Annotated in this window: 19 protein-coding genes; 5 read left to right on the forward strand and 14 right to left on the reverse strand. The window is 39.7% G+C overall.

The annotated features are described in order from the left end of the window. Positions 1–54 precede the first annotated feature (54 nt). Genes queC through queE form a run of 3 tightly spaced genes read left to right on the forward strand, consistent with a single transcriptional unit; the run spans position 55 to position 1,908 of the window. Positions 55–720 carry a 7-cyano-7-deazaguanine synthase QueC gene (queC, locus tag BLS23_RS15075; protein ID WP_089653857.1) on the forward strand — a complete coding sequence of 222 codons (666 nt, stop codon included), beginning with the start codon at positions 55–57 and terminating at the stop codon, positions 718–720. Next, on the forward strand, positions 720–1,187 hold the full coding sequence (queD, locus tag BLS23_RS15080) for a 6-carboxytetrahydropterin synthase QueD (protein WP_089653860.1): 468 nt from the start codon (positions 720–722) through the stop codon (positions 1,185–1,187). Before queC ends, queD begins: the two co-directional genes overlap by 1 nt. Beyond that, positions 1,180–1,908, forward strand: coding sequence for a 7-carboxy-7-deazaguanine synthase QueE (queE, locus tag BLS23_RS15085; protein ID WP_089653862.1), 729 nt, complete (start codon positions 1,180–1,182; stop codon positions 1,906–1,908). Before queD ends, queE begins: the two co-directional genes overlap by 8 nt. 44 nt (positions 1,909–1,952) lie before the next feature. On the opposite strand, the gene BLS23_RS15090 is transcribed toward queE, so the two are convergent. From BLS23_RS15090 to BLS23_RS15130, 9 genes are all read right to left on the reverse strand, one after another. Then, entirely contained in the window at positions 1,953–2,120 is a 168-nt protein-coding gene (locus tag BLS23_RS15090; protein WP_089653864.1) for a YqaE/Pmp3 family membrane protein, read from the reverse strand. A gap of 7 nt (positions 2,121–2,127) precedes the next feature. Next, entirely contained in the window at positions 2,128–2,871 is a 744-nt protein-coding gene (locus BLS23_RS15095) for a phosphatase PAP2 family protein (protein WP_089653867.1), read from the reverse strand. Between the two features lie 488 nt (positions 2,872–3,359). Then, positions 3,360–4,619 (reverse strand): L-lactate MFS transporter, encoded by a 1,260-nt coding sequence (locus BLS23_RS15100; protein ID WP_089653870.1) that lies wholly within the window; start codon positions 4,617–4,619, stop codon positions 3,360–3,362. 744 nt (positions 4,620–5,363) lie between these two features. Then, on the reverse strand, positions 5,364–6,152 hold the full coding sequence (locus BLS23_RS15105) for an ABC transporter ATP-binding protein (RefSeq protein WP_089653872.1): 789 nt from the start codon (positions 6,150–6,152) through the stop codon (positions 5,364–5,366). A 53-nt stretch (positions 6,153–6,205) separates the two neighbouring features. Next, the gene (locus BLS23_RS15110) at positions 6,206–7,387 is read right to left on the reverse strand and encodes an ABC transporter substrate-binding protein (protein WP_089653924.1); all 1,182 of its coding nucleotides are present in this window, start codon (positions 7,385–7,387) and stop codon (positions 6,206–6,208) included. 95 nt (positions 7,388–7,482) lie between these two features. Beyond that, positions 7,483–8,544 carry a branched-chain amino acid ABC transporter permease gene (locus BLS23_RS15115; protein WP_089653874.1) on the reverse strand — a complete coding sequence of 354 codons (1,062 nt, stop codon included), beginning with the start codon at positions 8,542–8,544 and terminating at the stop codon, positions 7,483–7,485. A gap of 4 nt (positions 8,545–8,548) precedes the next feature. Beyond that, positions 8,549–9,433 (reverse strand): branched-chain amino acid ABC transporter permease, encoded by an 885-nt coding sequence (locus tag BLS23_RS15120; RefSeq protein WP_089653876.1) that lies wholly within the window; start codon positions 9,431–9,433, stop codon positions 8,549–8,551. A 1-nt stretch (position 9,434) separates the two neighbouring features. Beyond that, the gene (locus tag BLS23_RS15125) at positions 9,435–11,318 is read right to left on the reverse strand and encodes an AMP-binding protein (protein ID WP_089653878.1); all 1,884 of its coding nucleotides are present in this window, start codon (positions 11,316–11,318) and stop codon (positions 9,435–9,437) included. A gap of 15 nt (positions 11,319–11,333) precedes the next feature. Then, positions 11,334–12,107, reverse strand: a complete 774-nt coding sequence (locus BLS23_RS15130) for an ABC transporter ATP-binding protein (RefSeq protein WP_089653881.1) — start codon at positions 12,105–12,107, stop codon at positions 11,334–11,336. Between the two features lie 492 nt (positions 12,108–12,599). On the opposite strand from BLS23_RS15130, the gene BLS23_RS15135 reads away from it, so the two are divergent. Next, entirely contained in the window at positions 12,600–13,508 is a 909-nt protein-coding gene (locus tag BLS23_RS15135) for a tyrosine-type recombinase/integrase (RefSeq protein ID WP_089653882.1), read from the forward strand. Between the two features lie 41 nt (positions 13,509–13,549). Here BLS23_RS15135 and BLS23_RS15140 read toward each other — a convergent pair whose 3' ends face one another. The 5 genes from BLS23_RS15140 to BLS23_RS15160 form a co-directional block, all read right to left on the reverse strand. Then, a complete protein-coding gene (locus tag BLS23_RS15140) occupies positions 13,550–14,920 on the reverse strand; it encodes a hypothetical protein (protein ID WP_089653883.1) in 1,371 nt (456 codons plus the stop codon). A gap of 226 nt (positions 14,921–15,146) precedes the next feature. Beyond that, entirely contained in the window at positions 15,147–17,165 is a 2,019-nt protein-coding gene (locus BLS23_RS15145; RefSeq protein ID WP_089653884.1) for a coiled-coil domain-containing protein, read from the reverse strand. Continuing rightward, positions 17,162–17,635 carry a hypothetical protein gene (locus BLS23_RS15150; RefSeq protein ID WP_089653885.1) on the reverse strand — a complete coding sequence of 158 codons (474 nt, stop codon included), beginning with the start codon at positions 17,633–17,635 and terminating at the stop codon, positions 17,162–17,164. The genes BLS23_RS15145 and BLS23_RS15150 overlap by 4 nt, the downstream gene beginning before the upstream one ends. Before the next feature lie 15 nt (positions 17,636–17,650). After that, the gene (locus tag BLS23_RS15155) at positions 17,651–18,268 is read right to left on the reverse strand and encodes a hypothetical protein (RefSeq protein ID WP_089653886.1); all 618 of its coding nucleotides are present in this window, start codon (positions 18,266–18,268) and stop codon (positions 17,651–17,653) included. Further along, positions 18,196–18,564 carry a hypothetical protein gene (locus BLS23_RS15160; RefSeq protein WP_089653887.1) on the reverse strand — a complete coding sequence of 123 codons (369 nt, stop codon included), beginning with the start codon at positions 18,562–18,564 and terminating at the stop codon, positions 18,196–18,198. The genes BLS23_RS15155 and BLS23_RS15160 overlap by 73 nt, the downstream gene beginning before the upstream one ends. Before the next feature lie 421 nt (positions 18,565–18,985). Between BLS23_RS15160 and BLS23_RS15165 the strand changes: the two genes are divergently transcribed. Then, positions 18,986–19,702, forward strand: coding sequence for a hypothetical protein (locus tag BLS23_RS15165; protein ID WP_089653888.1), 717 nt, complete (start codon positions 18,986–18,988; stop codon positions 19,700–19,702). Positions 19,703–20,012: the final 310 nt, after the last annotated feature.

Raw genomic sequence — 20,012 nt, forward strand, 5'->3', positions numbered from 1 at the left:
ATGGTTTTGGGTGTGTAGAATTCTCTTTTTCGATGATGAAAGGAGAATTTTTTAATGGAAAAAAATAATAAAGCTGTGGTTGTATTCAGCGGCGGCCAGGACAGTACGACTTGTTTGTTCTGGGCATTGAAGAAGTTCGATTCCGTTGAGGTCGTTACTTTCGATTACAACCAACGTCATAAAGAAGAAATTGAAGTGGCGAAAGAAATTGCTGAAGATCAGCAGGTTCTCCATCATATCCTTGATATGTCTTTACTTAACCAACTTGCCCCTAATGCTTTAACCAGGGATGATATTGAAGTGAAAGATGGCGAAGATGGGGAACTTCCTTCTACCTTTGTACCGGGAAGGAATCAATTATTCTTGTCTTTCGCCACAATTCTTGCACGGCAAATCGGCGCGAAACATATTGTGACAGGGGTTTGTGAGACAGACTTCAGCGGTTATCCAGACTGCCGCGATGTCTTTGTTAAATCCTTGAATGTCACACTGAATCTATCGATGGATGATGAATTCGTTATTCATACCCCACTTATGTGGCTGGACAAAGCAGAAACATGGGAAATGGCTGATGATTTGGATGCCTTTAACTACGTCCGTGAAAAAACGTTGACTTGCTACAACGGTATCCGAGGGGATGGCTGCGGGGAATGCCCGGCTTGTGAACTTCGCAGGAATGGCCTTCATACTTACCTCGCTAAAAAAGAGGTGACCAAATAATGTACGGGTTTACGATTGTTGAAAACTTGCAGAAAATGGATCAGGACATCAAACATCATGAGTTAAAATACCACCAAAAGCGAGTACTCGTCAGCAAAGAATTCACTTTTGACGCTGCTCACCACCTGCATTGTTATGAAGGAAAATGTAAAAATCTCCATGGACATACGTATAAAGTGATTTTTGGCGTCAGCGGCTTTGTGGATGACATTGGGCTTATCATCGATTTTGGTGACATCAAGAAAATTTGGAAAGAACAGATCGAGGTCCATCTCGATCACAGGTATTTGAATGATACACTGCCGAACATGAATACAACAGCTGAAAATATGGTCGTTTGGATTTATGAAAAAATGGAAGAAGCTTTGAAAGATGATCCGAATAAGTGTCGTGTTGAATTTGTAAAACTTTACGAAACACCGACAAGTTTCGCAGAAGCAAGACGGGAGTGGATGATGGATGAATAAATTCCCCGTTCTCGAAATCTTTGGCCCTACGATCCAAGGCGAGGGAATGGTTGTCGGGAGAAAAACGATGTTTGTCCGTACAGCCGGATGTGATTACAGTTGTTCGTGGTGCGATTCCGCTTTTACATGGGATGGAAGCGCCAAGCATGACATCGAGCGGTTAACTTCCGAAGAAATTGTGACCCGACTGATCGACACCGGTGGAGAGCAATTCGATCATGTCACAATATCAGGTGGTAACCCTGCCCTCTTAAAAAATTTACATGAGCTTATCGTCCCTCTTCATGAAAGAGGAATTGAAGTGGCCCTTGAGACACAGGGCAGCCGTTGGCAGGAATGGTTCACTCAAATTGATGACCTGACTATCTCTCCTAAACCACCCAGCTCCGGGATGAAGACGGATTGGAACATTCTCGATGATATCTTAATCCGCTTGGAAGGCGCTGACCGACTTCAAAACACGAGTATAAAAGTGGTCATCTTTAATAAAGAGGACCTGAGCTATGCCGAAAAAGTCCATGAACGTTATCCCAATGTGCCTTTCTTTTTACAAGTCGGAAATGATGATTTGGAAGAAAACGAAGCAGGAACATTAGCCAGCCACCTCCTTGATCAATACGAATGGCTCATTGATCAAGTTGTCGCCTCATCCAAGCTTAATAAAGTCCGCGTTCTCCCACAAGTGCATGCACTTGTCTGGGGGAATAAACGAGGAGTATAAAAGAAAAAGCCTGACCGCATCACACATGCGGTCAGGCTTTTTGCTTATCCACGTTTTTTGCTGTCGTAATGACCTTTCACTACTACGGCCGCGTGGACCGCTCCTGGAACATAAAAAATCAAAGTTAAAATTAAATTCAATAGAGCCTTTAGTGGTTTTCCTGTAAACAATACAGCTAAAGGTGGTAAAAATATGGCTAGTATATACAACATGGTTGAATCATCCTTTCTCTTGCTTCCTTTCAGTTTTCCCTTTTGAAAGGGTTTGAACACTCCCTGATTGTCTCCTTCTCTGATTCCATATCGTGATTTCCAGTGCCGCTATGCAAACGAGCAGCCATGCAAGACCGAATAACATGCCTCCAACGACATCCGTGAAAAAGTGCACCCCTAGATAAACTCTAGAGAGACCCACAAGTGCAATTAATATTCCAAGCGCTACATTTACCGTCCATTTCCAAGGTTTCTTCAAAGGGCTGATTACGATTAAGTAAATGAGAAAGCCGTAAAAAACGACGGATCCTGTTGTATGTCCACTCGGGAAGCTGAAACCCGTCCCATCATATTCCGCCAGCACTTCTGGACGTTGGCGTTCGAAGGAAACCTTCAGCAATTTGGTCAAAGCACTGATGCCGATCATGACGATGGCAAAATAAATACCTACCCACCGGCTGAACGGAGAAAAAAACAATAAAAAGATAAGTAATGCTACAGAGGCTATGGATATGAATAAAACGGAGCCCAAGTCTGTCGTCCATCCCCAAAACGTATCCATCCACGGGGTAGTAATTGACCTCACTACATCTGTCGCTGTCTCGTCCACAAAGAATTTTTCCTGTTCAAGGACATCTGCCGCAAGCTCAGTAAAGAAATAAACGGCTCCGCCTACCAATGCGAAGCCCGCCAAAATAATAATAATAGACGCTTTCGAAAGGTCTGAAAGCTTCGTTCCTGAAAACAACATCACAATTCCTCCTGACTGCCAATGACTCTTAATTCAACCCTTCCCCTATTCGCTATCGATTAACCTTGAAATGCAATCCTCAGTGCTCTCTGGTCGCAAATCAAGCTTCTGTTATGAAAAACAAAATGAACTGTTCCTATTGCTTTCAAACGTAAAAACTAGACCTGTGACTAGTCTTACCTTTTAATCATAAATGAAACCATGAGCATCATTCATAATCGAATGCGCGCCCGCTTCTCCCTCTTAGCCAATCAACAATCTTCTTCCTTGTAAAAAGATAAGCCATTAAGAGTATGATTCAGTCTTCCATTGATAAGAACCGTGGAAAAACAATGGAGGAAGGATGATCTCATTCATTTGTAACCACTGTTTTCTGTACAACTTTCTGACTTTCCCTTCTGTTCATCCGTCCTTTTTTTCATTTATAATAGATGGTTTCAAAAACGAAAACTCGGATGCTGTCCCTGCATCCGAGTTTCGTTTTTAATTTATGCTGTTTTCTCTTTGTTCATTAATGCTTTTCGCTTTTTCTGTTCATCGACCTTGGTCAGAATAGATACCACCAAGGCGATGACGAATAGACCAGAGAAGAAAATGAGGCTGTTCTCATAGCTTCCTGTCGTATCTTTCATCCAAGCTGCAAAGATAGGACCAGCAAGTCCGGCAGCCGCCCAAGCGGTCAAAATATAGCCATGAATGGCACCAAGTTCTTTTGTTCCAAACAAGTCCCCGATAAACGCGGGGATGGTAGCAAAGCCGCCACCATAACAAGTGTAAATAATAGAAAAAGCAATAACAAAAATCCAAGTCGCGGTTGTCCAAGGAAGAACAAGGAATAAACCGATCTGCAGAACAAAGAAAGTAATATAAGTATTCGCACGACCTATATAATCGGAGGCACTTGCCCAACCGATTCTTCCGAGTCCATTGAAAACCCCCATCACACCCACGAGAGTGGCTGCAGTGGCTGTCGATACCCCGACACTTTCCTCCAACAATGGTTTAGCTGCAGAAATAACAGCGATCCCACAAGTGACATTAATGAATAACATTGTCCAGAGGTAATAAAAACGCTTGGTCTTTAACGCTTCCTTTGCACGCAAGTTTGCTAAATCTTGATTTTCCGTATCTGTTTCCTTATCTGGATCATAGCCTTTAGGTGTCCAACCTTCTGGAGGGCGGGACATGTAAAGGGACGAACCAATCATAACGACAAAATAACTGATTCCCAAAATATAAAAGGTAGCTGCAATTCCAACTGAATTGATAAGAAAATCCATTAATGGACTGGCGATAGCGGCTGCAAACCCGAAGCCCATAATCGCCATCCCTGTTGCCAAACCTCTACGGTCAGGGAACCATTTTACTAAAGTAGAAACAGGTGCGATATAACCGACACCTAAACCTATTCCTCCAAGCACCCCGTAAAATATGTACAGCATCCATAATGATCCTGCGCTTACAGCGATTCCTGACCCGGCCACACCAATCCCGAAAAAGATGGCAGCTGTGATTCCGGCGACCCTCGGTCCATACTTTTCCACAAACCATCCTAAAAAGGCTGCAGATAATCCTAAAAATAAAATTGCAATACTGAAGGTCAGCTGAACTTGACTTGCTGACCAGCCAAATTCTTCGCTCAGTGGGCCTGTAAAGTTACTCCAGGCATAAACAGAACCGATAGATATATGAATCCCTACCGCTCCTAAGGCGATCAACCATCTGTTCTTTACTTTTCTTTCTGACATTTTTTCACCTCTTTATCATTAATTACCTGTCTTTTTCCTATAATCTCAAATTCTAAACAAAATTCCATTTATTATGACACATTCTGTCCATATTCTTCCTCATTTGGATTATTTCCTGGACAATAAAAAAACACCTCCTATCCAGAAAGTGTCCATTAAGTATAAGCTCCCGTTTGTGTAAGACTCAGTTTCGAAATAACCGGGGTTCGTTTGCCATATTAAGAGTCAGGGGTGGTTGGGAAGCAGCTCGCTTTCCTGCGGGGATGGCGGAGAGCCTGCTCGAGCTAAAGCTCTGCGGGGTCTCTCCAGCCAATCCATTCCCGCGGGAGTCTCCCAGCTTCCCAACCACCCCATTCGTTGAATGTGAGAAACGAACCCCTTTCCCAAGTTGGATTGTCTTCCACTACCCCGCTGTTTAGAAGCATAAATCGCTCTGTATCAAGCTCTCATGAACCTGAACATGGGAGTTTAATCTTACACTCCCATCAAGCTGGATAGCTAACTTATCCAAGGAGTGGTTTCGAGAATCTTACATGGCAAAGGGGCGGAGGGGAATGGGGAGACTCCTGCGGGAAAAGAGTGCTAGGTGAGAACCCGCAGGACGGAGTCCGAGGAGGCTCACCGCGCTCCCGCGGAAAGCGAGCTATTCCCCGTAGCCCCCATCCACTCAACAAAAGTCTCGAAACTGAGTCTTCCACAATCCTGCCTTTTATTTGAATATTACTATTCTACAAAGCTCACCTTCTAAATCCAGCGTTGTTTTTTTCGGTAGGATTTTACGTCTCTGTAATTTTTACGTCCCTCTTCATTCATACCTAAATAGTGTTCTTGTACTTCCTGGTTAGAAAGCAGTTCTGATACAGGAGCTTCCAAAACAGAGCGCCCGTCCTCAATGATATATCCATAATCAGCGATGGAGAGCGCTACATTGGCATTTTGCTCAACGACCAGGATGGACATCCCTTCTTCTTCATTGATCTGTTTAATGTTTTGAAAGATCTCTTTGACGAGAAGCGGGGCAATCCCAAGAGACGGTTCGTCTAACAACAATAGCTTCGGTTTCGCCATGATTCCTCTTCCGATGGCGAGCATTTGTTGTTCACCTCCTGAGAGCAATCCTGCATGACGGGTACGTAATGTTTTCAGCTTTGGAAAATAATGATAGACACGCTCCATATCATTCTTTATGTTCCTTCGATCTTTTCTAGTGTGAGCGCCTGCTGTTAAATTTTCTTCGACTGTGAGATGCTTAAAAACTCTTCTTCCTTCCATACTTTGAAAAATACCTTTTTGAACAATTTTATCAGGACTCATTGAAGTCAAATCTTCTTCTTGATACGTAATTCTCCCCTTCGTCACCTGCCCGTTATCTCCCCCAAGCAAACCTGAGATCGCCTTAAGCGTCGTGGATTTCCCTGCTCCATTGCTTCCTAACAAAGCGACGATGTCTCCATCCGGCACCTCGATGGACATCCCTTTTAAGACTAGAATCATCTTCGAATACACCACTTCAATATTATTGACTTTCAACATAAGGCTTTACCCTCCTTTTGAAAAAAGGGGCCTCACCATGAGACCCCACACTCTTAATCTTCATAACTGAAATAATCCGTGATGACTTCGAACTTCCCATTCTTTACTTCAGCCAGACGCACTTGGTTCGTACCCGCATGGTTGTCTTCTGAGAAAGTAACAGGTGCAGCTAGACCACCTAAGTCCATGTCTTTGATTTGTTCGATTCCTTTACGGATGCCTTCTCCGTTCAACTCTTCAGCATTTCCTATCCCTTCGGCCATAATTTTAGCTGTGACCCACCCTTGAACGAATTTTTGACTGACATCTTCAAGACTTTCTCCCTTGGACTCCAGGTACTCTTCCATTTCAGCCAGCCCTTCCAAGTCTTCATATGGGAAAGCGTGAGTGACGACTCCTAACATTCCTTCTGCCGCGTCCCCGGCTATTTCTACAACTCCTTCTCCAGTCGCCCAGTTCAAACCGATGAATTGGGTATCAATGCCCAGCGTCTGAGCTTCCCGTAAAATCGTCGCTGTCGCTCCCCATGTTTGCTGAATGATGGCATAGTCTGGAGCTGCCTCTTGCATATTCAACATTTGGGACTGTGCTTCTGTCGCCGTCACCGGAATAACTTGTTCATCCACCACTTCGACACCGACTTCGGCCGCGTAGGCTTTAATATCCTCAATTGGTGAACGCCCGAAAGCAGTATCGTTATAAAGGAGAGCGAGGGTCGGATTGTCTCCTTCGTGATTCTCCTTGATCCACTGCACAACAGCTCGTCCCTGGTCAGAGTATGTAGCTGCTGTCAAAAAGTTGTATGGACTCTCCTCTAAATTTTTCAGGTTTTCTGAGTAGGAAGCAGAGAAGTATGGAAGTTGATCGTTCGCTACTTGCTGACGAAGTGCTTCCGTATCCGCCGTTCCCCAACCGAGAATGGCCGATACATTGTCTTTATCACGGAGCTCTTGATACAAACGCTGTCCTTTCGCCATGTCGTAGGCGTAATCATCACCAATGAGTTCGACTTGAACACCATCAATTCCGCCTTGACTATTCAAATATTCATAGTAAGCTTTCTCACCTTCTGAATATGGAGTCCCAACATCACCCGTACCGCCTGTAATATCAAAGAGCGCTCCAATTTTCACGGTGTTTCCGTCAGAAGCTTCGGCGTCTCCACCAGCCGCTCCTTCATCTCCACTACAAGCAACCAGCATCCCCATTAACAGCATGAAACACAACAAAAGCATCGTTGATTTTGCGTACGTTTTGATCAAATCCTCGACTCCCTTTCTATTTGTTATATAGTTTAGAGTAAAAAGGCAAAGACCCTTCCCTCCACTTGCTAATAAGAAAATGGCCAAACTTTGAAGTAATTTTTGATGTTACTCCACATATGCGCCAACCCGCCTGGTTCAAAGATGAGAAACAGGATGATGGCTGCACCAAAAGCAAGTTCCTGGAAGGCTGCTAATGTGTTTTGCATATCCGGCATATAGACAGCGAGATAATCCATGATAAAACCGAGGCCCACAGGCAAAAGTGTAATAAATATGGCTCCAAGAATGGATCCAAGGATACTCCCGAGGCCACCGACTAAAATCATCGCCAAGTATTGAATCGAAACTGTGATGCTGTATAGTTCGGGGCTGACAATCATCGTATAATGAGCGAGCAATGCGCCGGCGATCCCAACAAAAAAGGAGCTGATTGCGAAGGAAAGCACCTTGTATGTGAACAAATTGATGCCCATGATTTCTGCTGCTACGTCACGATCGCGAACAGCTAAAAAGGCTCTACCTGTACGGCTCCGGAATAAATTCAGGGCATATACGATGGTGAAAAGCAAAATGATGAGACACAAATAGTAGTAGCTGCTTGCAGACATCAAAGAAAACGATCCGATGGACGGACGTTGAAGTACCATTCCAGAGGTTCCACCTGTCAAACCTGTCCACCGGCTAATGACAAACAGGATAATGAATTGAGCCGCTAGTGTGGCAATCGCCAAATAAAGACCTTTCAATCTTAGCGACGGAATTCCGAACAGTGCTCCTACAGAAGCTGTGATGAGACCTGCAACAGGTAAAGCCACCCAAAAACTTAAACCCAGAGTACTTGTTAAAATGGCGGATGTATATCCTCCTACACCCAGGAAGGCACCGACCCCGATGGAGATCTGACCAGTGAATCCTGTCAAAATGTTCAAACCGATAGCGCCTATGGAAGCAATCGCACATAAAGTCGCAAGACCGATGACGTAATTATCAGCCAGCAAAGGAAACAGAAAGGCTAGAATGGCCAGTCCAAGCATCCTGATTTTCACCCGTTTGATTGAGAAAATAGCCATATCTTTCTCGTATCGAGTTTTGTAATTGCCACATTCCATTACAAATGGATTTTTCACATCCTCACACCCTTTCCATTCCACCTTTTCCAAAGAGACCATATGGTTTGATCATTAATATCAAAATGACTATGATGAACGGAAACACTTCTTTCAATCCTCCACCGACAAGGGGGTCGATATATCCACCCGCCATACTTTGCAATATTCCTATTATAAATCCACCAACAATGGCTCCAGGGATACTATCCAGTCCTCCCAGAATGACCACAGGTAAAACGGTAAGGCCGATCACGCTCATTGTTGCGTTCACTCCGTTTATATTTCCAAGCAGCACCCCGCCGACAGCAGCGACGATACAAGCAATCGCCCAGGTGATAGCAAATACTCGTTTCACATTGATTCCCATACTGGCGGCTGCCTGAAGGTCATCCGCTACCGCGCGCATGGCCACCCCCATTTTTGAGAATTTAAAGAAGATAGTAAAAGCAAGGAGCAGAGCCATAACAATAATGAACGACCATAAATAGACAGGTGTAATAAGAACTTCACCAAAAGTCACCGGAGTGTTCGGAAAGAGGTTTGGATACACACGAGTCTGGTGTCCCCATACCATATGGACCAACCCTGCGAGCAGGTTACCGAGACCAATCGTCGCCATAATGACCGAAATGGTAGGTGCATTCAGTAACGGTCTTAGTACGACCCTCTCAACCAATAACCCAAGTACACCACACACGCCCAGGGTAACCGCAAGAGCCACTAAGAAAGGCAGTTTCAAAGCAGTGACAAGTGTCAAACAAATATATGATCCGATAAGTACGAATTCACCATTTGCCAGATTCAAAGCATCGCTAGCTTTATAGATGAGGACGAACCCTAATGCTACGAGTGCATAAATACTTCCTACTACAATTCCACTGACGAGCATTTGCATAAAGAAAGTCAACTCAAGCCACCCCCTGTGATCGATCTAATAAGATGACGGGCACGATTTCCCCCTCGTTCGTTTGTTCAGAATATAGATTTGACAGTGTATCGAACTGTCCGCCATCATTATATAACGCTGCTAAATAACGCTTGTAATTCTTTTCCACAGTTCTCCGTACCGTTTTCTGCGTGGACGTCATTTCCCCATCACTCAGTCGTAACTCTTCAGGAAGGATGACGAACCGTTTGATTCGACTTTCTTCAGGTAAAGATGCCATCATTTCGACGACTTGGTCCCTGATGAGTTCTATAACCTCCGGATTCATCGTCAAATCCCGGTAACTCGTATAAGAGATTTGATTCTTTTCTGCCCAACGCCCCACGCTGGCTCGATGAATCGTGACCATGGCCGTCAAATATGAACGACCTTCGCCGAAGACCAAAGCTTCTTGTAAGTAGTGACTCTTCCGAAGCTCGGTTTCGATTTCACTGGAGGATCGTCCATCTGTTGAATCCAAAGCCAATCGCTCCTCCATTCTTCCACGGATTTCGATTTCTCCTGAATCTAGGATTTTGCCGTAATCTCCAGTAGAAAATTCCGTGACAGGGTGTCCCCCAAAATAACCAGCGAAAACTTGTAGACCTTCCACTTGAATTTCCCCTCTGGACGCTATACTCATAGATAAACCAGGCAGTGGTTTTCCCGCACCTTCAGCCGACCATTCGTGATCCCTCTGAATAGAAGCATAGCCTGTCGTTTCAACCGTTCCATACGTTTGTTTCACATTGACTCCCAATCCTTGGAAAAACTCAAAAGCATCCTTATTTAACCTGCCGCCCGTCACGTAAGCCCTTCTTAAACGTGAAAGTCCTAAATGGTCACGAATGGCACTGTACATAAAGAAGTCATTCAGTGAGTAACTGATTTTCGATAAAAAAGAGACTGAACGGTTGCTCAATTTTGCTCGTGCGTTTTTTTCTATGCCGGATTCGGTAAGTGTATATATTTTTTTCTTCAATCGTGTGGAATCATTCATTCGAATTTGGAAGCGCGTCCATATGTTCTCAAATGTTCGTGGAGGTGCTTGGATCAAGTGTGGTCCGATTTCTCTTAAATCGTTTAATATGGTAGAAGGTTCTTCAGGAAAATTGATGGTCATCCCTCTCGTCAAGGACAATCCGACCGCCATCACTTGTTCACAAATCCAAGCGAGAGACAAGAAGGATAAGTAGTCATCATCAGCTTTTACAGGGTCTACTTCATGTATAGATAAAGCCGTTTGGATCAGGTTGGTATGCGTGAAAGTAGCGGCTTTCGGGTGACGTGTCACCCCAGAAGTGAACGTAATGAAAGCAATATCCAACGGTTTTACTTTTTGGATTTGATGCTCAAAGAAAGACGGATCTTCACTAGCTCTTGTTCTACCGATGGACTGCACGTTTTTTAAATCCATAAGCTTGTCATGCGAATAGGACCGGAGACCTTTTTCATTATAGAAAAGAATGGATTCAATGGTTGGAAACGAATCGATGATATCAAGAAGCTTGTCCACCTGTTCCTGGTCCTCAACCACTAAGATTCTCGGTTCACATTCGTGTAAGCAATGGGCCATCGCGTCAGGCGAAGCATCTTGATAAATCCCCACAGGGACTGCGCCAATCGATTGGGCCGCAAGTTCTGTAACAATCCAATGCGGTCGATTATCCCCGATGATTCCGATGCGGTCTCCTGCTTGGATCGAAAACTCTTCTTGGAATCCAAGGGCTAGTGATTCTACCTCTCTGTAATATTTATGCCAGGTCCATTCTTTCCAAATGCCTAAATTCTTCTGGCGGAAGGCCACTTCCCTCCCTTCTTTATCTGCTTTTTCAAACAAAAGCTGAGGCAGCGTTCGGTGCGTCATTCCACAATCCCCTCCTTATGTGGTCACTTCTTGTTCACCCAAATAAGCTTTGATGACTTCGGGGTTCTTCTGAATTTCTTCAGGTGTACCAAACCCGATTCGTTTCCCAAAGTCCAGGACAGCAATTTTGTCAGAAAGATCCATGATGACCCCCATATCGTGTTCAATGAGGAACACCGTAATTCCATTCAGTTCATGCATATCCAATATGAACCGGGCCATGTCTTCTTTTTCAGCACTATTCATCCCGGCCATCGGTTCATCCAGCAAAATCAATTCAGGTTCAAGGGCAAGCGCACGTCCTACCTCCACCCTTTTTTTCAATCCGTATGGAAGTGTACCGACTGGTGTATGACGGATCTCCTGCATCTCGAGAAATTCAATGACTTCCTCCACCGACTGACGATGGACGACCTCTTCCTTCTCCGCACCACCCCAGTAAAGTCCACCCGTAAAAATTCCCGCTTTCATTTTTACATGACGCCCGAGCTTCAAATTATCCAGAACAGACATATGTTCAAATAAAGCGATATTCTGAAATGCACGTGCAATGCCAAGAGAAGTCCTTTTATACGGTTTCATCCCTAGAATTTCTTTTCCGTTAAAACGGATGGAGCCTGCTGTCGGTTTGTACAGTCCGCTTATACAGTTCAGCATACTCGTCTTCCCTGCTCCATTCGGACCAATCAACGAAAAGATCTCACCCTTTTCCAGGTGATAGGACACATCATCTAAAGCTTTCACACCACCGAACTGCAACGATACATTTTCGACCTCTAGGATAGGCAAAAGTGAGGATCCCCCTTTTTATGTAAGCGTTATCATCGTTATAAAAGTATTATATAACCTAAAGAAGAGAAGTCAACATAGTTTTTGTAATTTTATGAATATTAAGTATATTGTTAGATTATGTAAAACTTCCTTGCATTTGATTTACCAAGGTTGGAATCGGTCCCTAGTTCTACCATCCTTCATACAAAATTTTTCAAATGATTTTACAATCCCCCTCCCCTACTTAATGGCTTCCTTCGTTCTAATTGGAAGAAGAATACAAAAAACTCTTGATTTTTTCTATCTGTCTATATACAATAATAATTGTCGAAAAACATACGGGGCATTAGCTCAGCTGGGAGAGCGCTTCGCTGGCAGTGAGCGAGCTACACGTTCAACCTCCTATTGCTGTTGCGAAAGCATCTATCCCGATAATTGTACAATAGTCATTTCAAGACCATATATTGAGATAGTTGACCTTCTTACACAAATACGTAAGGAGGATTTTTTATGTTGATTGAAATGAGTTTTAAAGAGTTAATTGCAGAGAAAAGGTTCCAAGGGTTGACCGAGAACAGTCTTAGGTCGTATGAGAACTTATTCAGACACTTTGGGAATTGGCTTCAAGAGAACGATATTGAACATACACAAGATCTAACATCACAGACTGTCAAAGCTTACCTGCTTCATTGTAAGGAGCATGGAAACAAGCCCAAAACCTTTAACAGTAAGCTTAAGCTTATTAGATCGTGGGTGCGTTGGATGTTGGATGAGGAGATAATAGATAAGGATATCTGCAAGAACATAAAGTTAGTTAGAGAGGACGACTCACCTAAGATTGTACGTGAAGAAGACATACAATTAGCTCTTAGACATCTCAGGAGAATGAAAAGACGTGAGGACAGTCTTTACTCAATTCGTAACCATGCTATTATGATTACGCTTATTGGCACTGGTCTTAGAGTAACTGAGTTAGTCAGCCTAGATTGGAACGACATTGATTTCAATGACTGGTTGATCACCATACAGAAAAGTAAGAGTCGAAGAAGCGGTTCAGTGCCTCTTTCAGAGGCTCTTGCGAAAGAATTAAGAGTGTACAAGAGTTTTGTTGAGAATCGCTTTAAAGATATGCCAGAATCAGTGTTTGTGAACAACGAAGGAGAGCGGTTAACAAAGAATGGTGTTCAGCTTTTTATAAAACGTCTGAAAAAGGAATTAGGTATTCAAGGGACTTTTTCCCCTCACGCTATGAGGAACGTTTTTATTAAGAGGTTATTGATGAATAAGGCCAATTTAAGAGAGATCCAATTACTTGCTCGACATTCAAAGATTGAAGTAACTAGACAGTACATTGGTTATTTTCAGCATGAATTGAAAGAAGTGTTAGATGAACACGATCCTTTGAAGGGGTTACTGTAATAAAGGCCCCTACTGGGTGCCTTTATTACAAATGTTGTAATTTACTTTCTGTTCACTTTTTTGGACTTTTTTCTCATATTCGATTTGTTTTTTCTTTTCTTAGTTTTTTGCTTTTTCCTTTGGGAATTATCTTGATTTGGACTTTCTTTTTCTAAGAACAGATAATATATCTCTTTGAGGTCAAGAATAGTGTGCATAGTATTATACAGAGAGAAAAACATTTCGAAACAATATTGTGCAAATTCTACTAAATATAGTTCTTTGTCAATGTTACCTTTGTTAGAGTAGAATGAAATTAATTGTGAGTCTTTTTCTACTTTATAACTATTGTGGCCTATTGAGTTTCTAATGTCGTTATCCAAAGGTTTTATAATGAGATTTGCAAAAGTTTCTTCACTGCTTAAAACTTTTATCTTGTTTCCCTTGTTTCGGATTTTTGAGTAATCATCTATTGTTTTTATTTTGGGAAAATCTTTGAGGTCTCTCATTCTTCTATAGTCATTTCTGACTTTTAAATTATCTAAACCAATCAATATGTGAGAAGATTCAATAATGGTTTCATAGCAATCTATATAAAAGTGTTTTATGTCCTCAAAAGATGTAGTTGTAAGACCCAATTGTACCAAATCAGCATCCGTTAATTCTTCCCTGAAATTTAAAGAGAATATTGGAATTATAAAGTTGTATATCTTCGTGAATCGTTCAAATAAATCCAAAATTTTACTTTCGTAACTGGCAAAATAACTGATATTTACATTTAGGAAGTCTCTAAGTTTTTCTTTATCTTTTATAAATATAGCTCTGATCTCTTTTGAAAGGATATCTGTTAAAAGTTTATGATGTCCATTTGAAGTTGTTATAGGTGAGAACATAAGAAACAGAATTTTATTAATAGCTTTTATAAAATGTGATTGTTTTTCCAAGGGGGTGTCAGTTTGGTTGTTAAGTATCTTTCTGACTTCTTTTATAAAAAACTGTCTGTTGGAATTAGAATATAACTCATAAATCCTCTTAACTTTCCCCCACTCATTGTTTATTAAATATAAAAAGTCATTGTTCCGCTCTTTGAAGTTCTCTATTTCCCCCCACATGTTAGCTGATTCTGTAATAAATGGTGAGAATAGAGCTGATTCATAATTCTCAGGTGTGCATTTAGTTATTTTCTTAGCTAAAAACTCTCCTGAGATCTGTACAATGAATCCAATTTCCTTCTCTTTATATATTAAGGTAGCATTTTGTAGTGTTAAGTTGTGATCAGCCTCTTCTTGATTTAAAGTTATTTCTCCAAATATAGTCACCCCACATTTTCCACATTTATAACTTATTGGATAAGAAGATAGATAACCTATCTGATACTTTAATAAAGTAACTGTATTACAAACATCACACTGAGCATAGTTTCTTACATTCATCCTGTTCCTCCCAATACATAAAATTAGAAATGTAATTTAGTTTTCTACTGTGTTAGCAAAGAGTATATAGTTTACCTATAATTGTAATATACGTTCATTTTACCACAACCATATTAAGTGAAAATACTGAACGAGTTAGTGGCAATTCTTCAAGAGTTTTAAGATGCAACTATTAAATAACATTAAAAAATATAAAACTCCCCACCAAAAATGATGGGGAGTTTTATTATAGATATTCACCTAAAATTTTATCATCAAAGTTGATGTAGTTTACAGTTATATCACCAATTAAATTCTCCATCTCTTTCTCTGTTTCACTTGAAGTGAAGATAATTTGGTGGCCATCTTCTTTTGATTTTGCAGCATCTTGTAAAAATCTTCTAATGCTTTCGGGGGCAGTGGATTGTTGCCTTGGTTCATCTACTATTAATAACCCTAAGTGGTTTGTCTCGTACTTTTCTGAAATCTGCAAAAGCGAAAGAAGATACGCCCAAATATGTCTTATTAAATCACTAGCGGATAAGTCAAATTGCAAATCGAAACCTTCGTGAATAGGTTTATAAGATTCTCTTGATATCGTTAAGCTGTGGGGATTAACACTTTCTAATCCATAATTAGTTGCTTTTTTTATAAATGTGCTTTCTAGCTGTTTGATTTTTTGAGTATCCGTATCAGATAATAAATCAGAAGGTAGATTTTGTATTTGTATTACATTGTCGTTGTAGTTATTTAATACTTCTAAAAGATCCTCTTCTAAAGTCTCTATATACTCTCTATTTAACTGAAGAGTCTTTATTTCTTCCTTAAGATATATCCTTTGCTTAATCTCAAATGTTGATGGGACTCTTTCATCGGTGACCAGAGTTTCTTTTAGATCTCTAATTTCTTTTTGGATGTTCTTTATTATAGTCCTAAGTCTACTTAATTCTTCTTCTTTATATTTTACTATTCGAGAGCTGTTCTCCTTTGAAAAAGAAATGGTTTTCTTTTGACCCTCTAAAAATTGAATACTTTCTTCAATGCCCATAGGATTTTTATCCTCTAGTTGTAAGAGTAGTGTATTTGAAACTTTTTGATGACAAGTGGGGCACAATCCCTTTGTGAAACTAATTTTTTCAGATGATCCTAATCTTCTAAGCTTTCGCACATCTTTATATTTTTCTAGGTCTTCTTTAATCGCTTCTAACCTAGCTTTTGTGTGGTTAAGTTGATGCTTCTCAAGTTCAAGCTCATTCAGCAATTGATTATATGAATATTGTTCCTTAACAAGCTGTTCAGAATTTTCGTTAATTTTACTTTGTATCCTGCTTATATCTTCTTTAACAGTTGGAACTTGACTGTGGTCTCTTTTTTCTAACTCCTCTTGTTTAATCTCAATCAGTTTGTCGAGTGAAACTAATTTACTATCATATGATGCCTTAATACTGTCTATGACATTAAATTCAGAGGGGGCCTTTGGTAGGTTGTCTATAACATATCCTTGATTACTTACAAAACTTTTAATCTGCCTTGTTAAATAACTCCATTCATTTTTTGCTTCTTTTAGCTTATCATTTAAGGACTGCTTTCTTATGTATAAATTATAAGCGTCCAAATCTAATAGAAACTCTAATGCCCTTTTTTCTACGTCTCTGACCCCGAATTGCTTAGGTGTATTTGATTGTAGAGCAGACCAGCCTCTCTTTTGTTCTATAAACATTAAAGGCATTATACATTCAATATATAAGAGCATAGAATTACCATTGTAATGCAGAACCTCAGGCATATTCCACCCAATAAATCTTGCTAATAAATGATGGAATCCCTTAGGGTTTTTTGCTGCACCAGATTCTCTTACATAATAATCACTTTTACTGATGTTAGAAGACAGAGGACCTGATAGTAAAGGACCATCGTACACAGTGATTAAGTGGTTGTTATTATTTCCTTTTACTGTTCTATTTACTGTGAGAATCTTATTATCACCATTCTCGATTTCCAAATACACCTCTGAGTTTGTAACCTTGTAGCTTACTCCATGAATATCAATAGAATCAGTCATAGCATGAGGAAGGGGTGTCTTATGGCTTGCACTAATCATACTCTCTAATCCTAAAGCATATAAAATCGATTGTACACAAGTGGATTTACCACTTGAGTTGTCTGCTCTAAGTACGTTTAAACCATCATCGAAATGGATTATATTTCCGAAAGTTTTTGATTGGCTATTAATAACTAACTTTAATTTTCTAACTTTCAAACTCATAGGTCACTCACCAACTTAATCAGTTCCTCCAGTTTTTTTTCGGTGGCTGTTTTCTTTACTTTCATTAAAAACTCCCTCTCAGGAATGAACAGTTTTGAATTTATTATTTCTGTAGCAAAGTTCACTCCTAGTTCTGTGAGCGCTATGTTCTTTCCATTTGAAACCTCAACGATCCCTTCACCAATAGCAATATCAATAGTTCTGTTTAACCATGGTTCATGGCGAATAATAACTGTGTTTAAGATGCTGGGGCTTTTTAGGAAATTGATGAACTCTTCTCTTGAACTTTTATTTTTCACAACCCAATTTAAAACTTGAATACGTTGGTAACTTGACCTATTACTTCTACAACATATTCTTAATATTAGAACCAATATAGATATTCCTCTTTCAACGTTTAAATCAGGGGAGTAATATTGAGGTCTTTTGCTGAATGAATACTTAACATTTAAATGACTGACCAACTCCATTGAATTACACCCTTTCTAATAGAAATTTAACGGACATCTAATTAGCCAATCAGATATTGCTTCAAATTTTAAAGTATCTATGGTTTGATTGCTTAAACTTTTGGCTTCTTCTTGTAAGTTTGTTTTGTAATTTTCCATTGTATTAGTCAACTTTTTACTGTTATCATCTAAACTCATTAGCCCTTCAAAAGCTAATTGATTTTCATATGAGGCCTTGCATCTATCAACTATTTCATATAAATAAGGGTGATTGTTTTGTAAATCAAATAATGTGTTTTGGCCACCTATATATTTTTTTATCATCTCGAACCTAAAAGCATTTAGCTTTTCTTCATTATCTAATGTTGGTAGCTTTTCAATTTTACTACTTAATAACGTTAGTAGGTTGTCAGAATCATCTTCGATCCATTTATCTACTTCATGATGGTCAACTTGTTGGTGGGCAATATGTAGTTGGTTGGAAGTTGATTGTATAAGAGTATTAAGCTCTTTGGAGAAGTATTCTTCATTTACAATATGAATGTAAAATTCATCACCTACATATGGTAAATTTTCTTCTCTTACTTCTTTAGCTTTTTTTCTGCGTGTGCTACGATTTTGTTTGTTTCGTGTCTTGGAACAACAAATATCCATCTTGTGATTTTTGTGGGACCAAAAAAACTTGAGAGTTCTTTTTGGTTGTTCTTGAATTTTTTAATGTCATTTGAGATTTTTCTTCTTTGTTTATTATATAGTTCTTCTATAGTCAAAGGTTCTTCAGCCGCATAACACTGAAAACATCTTCCATCCCTACTAAAACCCTCAATGCCTTTATCTCCCCCATCTTTATCAGGAATAGGTACATAATCACCCAATGGGTAATGCAGTTTTAAGAGTTTTTCTATGTGATTTTGCCATTCTTTTCCTTCCCAGAATTTAATTTCGCTCAAAAGAAGTAGCCTCCTTGGGTGTAAGTGCTAAATGTTATGGTTGTATTTTGAAGCATCTTACTTATATGGTACAAAATATGCAGTAAATTGTCACACATTAAAAAAGACTACTTTACAGAATGTGAAGTGGTCTTATATAGGGGGTGTTTTACAGTTTTTTTAAATTACATTTCTTTAAAACAGGCTATAACACTACTTTCTCTCTAGTCTAGTAACAATTGGATAAATCGATTTTACATTTTCATTTCCTGTACAATATATGGACTATTGAATAATGAGAAAAATTCTGTTATCTTTGATACAGAATAAAAAACGTAGCCTAGCTGCATCAAAGAGCTAACTACTTTTTCTGCGAATTTTCGTGGGAGAAGTAGTTGGCTCTTTTTTTGTTCTCAAATTTAGAATGAAAAGGAGTTCATTAATGAGACATAGTAAATTAACTGAGGTGCTAAGGTATGATGAAAAAGAAAGTAAGCTGTTTATGCCAAACGAAATATTTGAGGATTTGACAGAGAACATCCAAGAAACCTCTTCACATATTGGTTTTGCTTACTCCTTTTACTACTTAACAACCTGGTTATACCGTCATTGTAAATATATAGAGCACCATTATGATCGGGGGCTATTAAAAGAAATACTTGGATACAGTAAGACAAACAAAACGGTAGATTACTTAATTAAACACGAAGGTATATTGGATAAAATAAATTATACTAGGACTTCCAATGACTTCCCATTACGGTGGTGGTTGGATGAATTTAATGACCCTGAGTTTGAACTTTTTTCAGAAATGGAAGAGAGAGTTTCACCTGAACTTAAAGATGTTTTAACCCCAAACAGAAGGAATAAAAGTATTAAGGTGCCTGTAAAGGCATTTTTCAGATATGATGAAGCGGAAGAAATCAATTATTGGAATGGAACTTTTTACGAGATTGATAATACTCATTTGGTACCGTTCGAGGTGTTTCTACATTGTATGAGTAATGAAAGCGAGCTTGGATGTGAAGCATTTTATCTTTATGGTTTCTTTAAATTTAAGAATGATAAATTTCAAAGGGGTTGCGATATCTCTTTAGAAGAAATTACTTCACAGACGGGCAGAAAAAAGCTAGCAGAGATAAGTATCTGCATAACATGAAAAAGTATAATCTCATTAATTGTAGACCGACGGATTTTGTTCCTGATATGCCTGAAGAAAAAAGAAGGGCTAGCACTTATAAGGCGAATCATTTTGAGGCTTTTACTCAAACTCCTATTGAATATGATAAACGAAGAGTTTTCAGTTGGGACACTGTTAAGGATTTTTATATAAGCTAAATTATATGAATGAATATGAAGAAGTACGATATTCGGTGTACATATAATATATTATATTAAATGTTTAGTATGAACTGGATATTAACTTATGTACTATATTATATATACACCGAATATCACACCTTTTTATC

The sequence above is a fragment of the Halobacillus aidingensis genome (genome assembly GCF_900104185.1).
Taxonomy (GTDB): domain Bacteria; phylum Bacillota; class Bacilli; order Bacillales; family Halobacillaceae; genus Halobacillus; species Halobacillus aidingensis.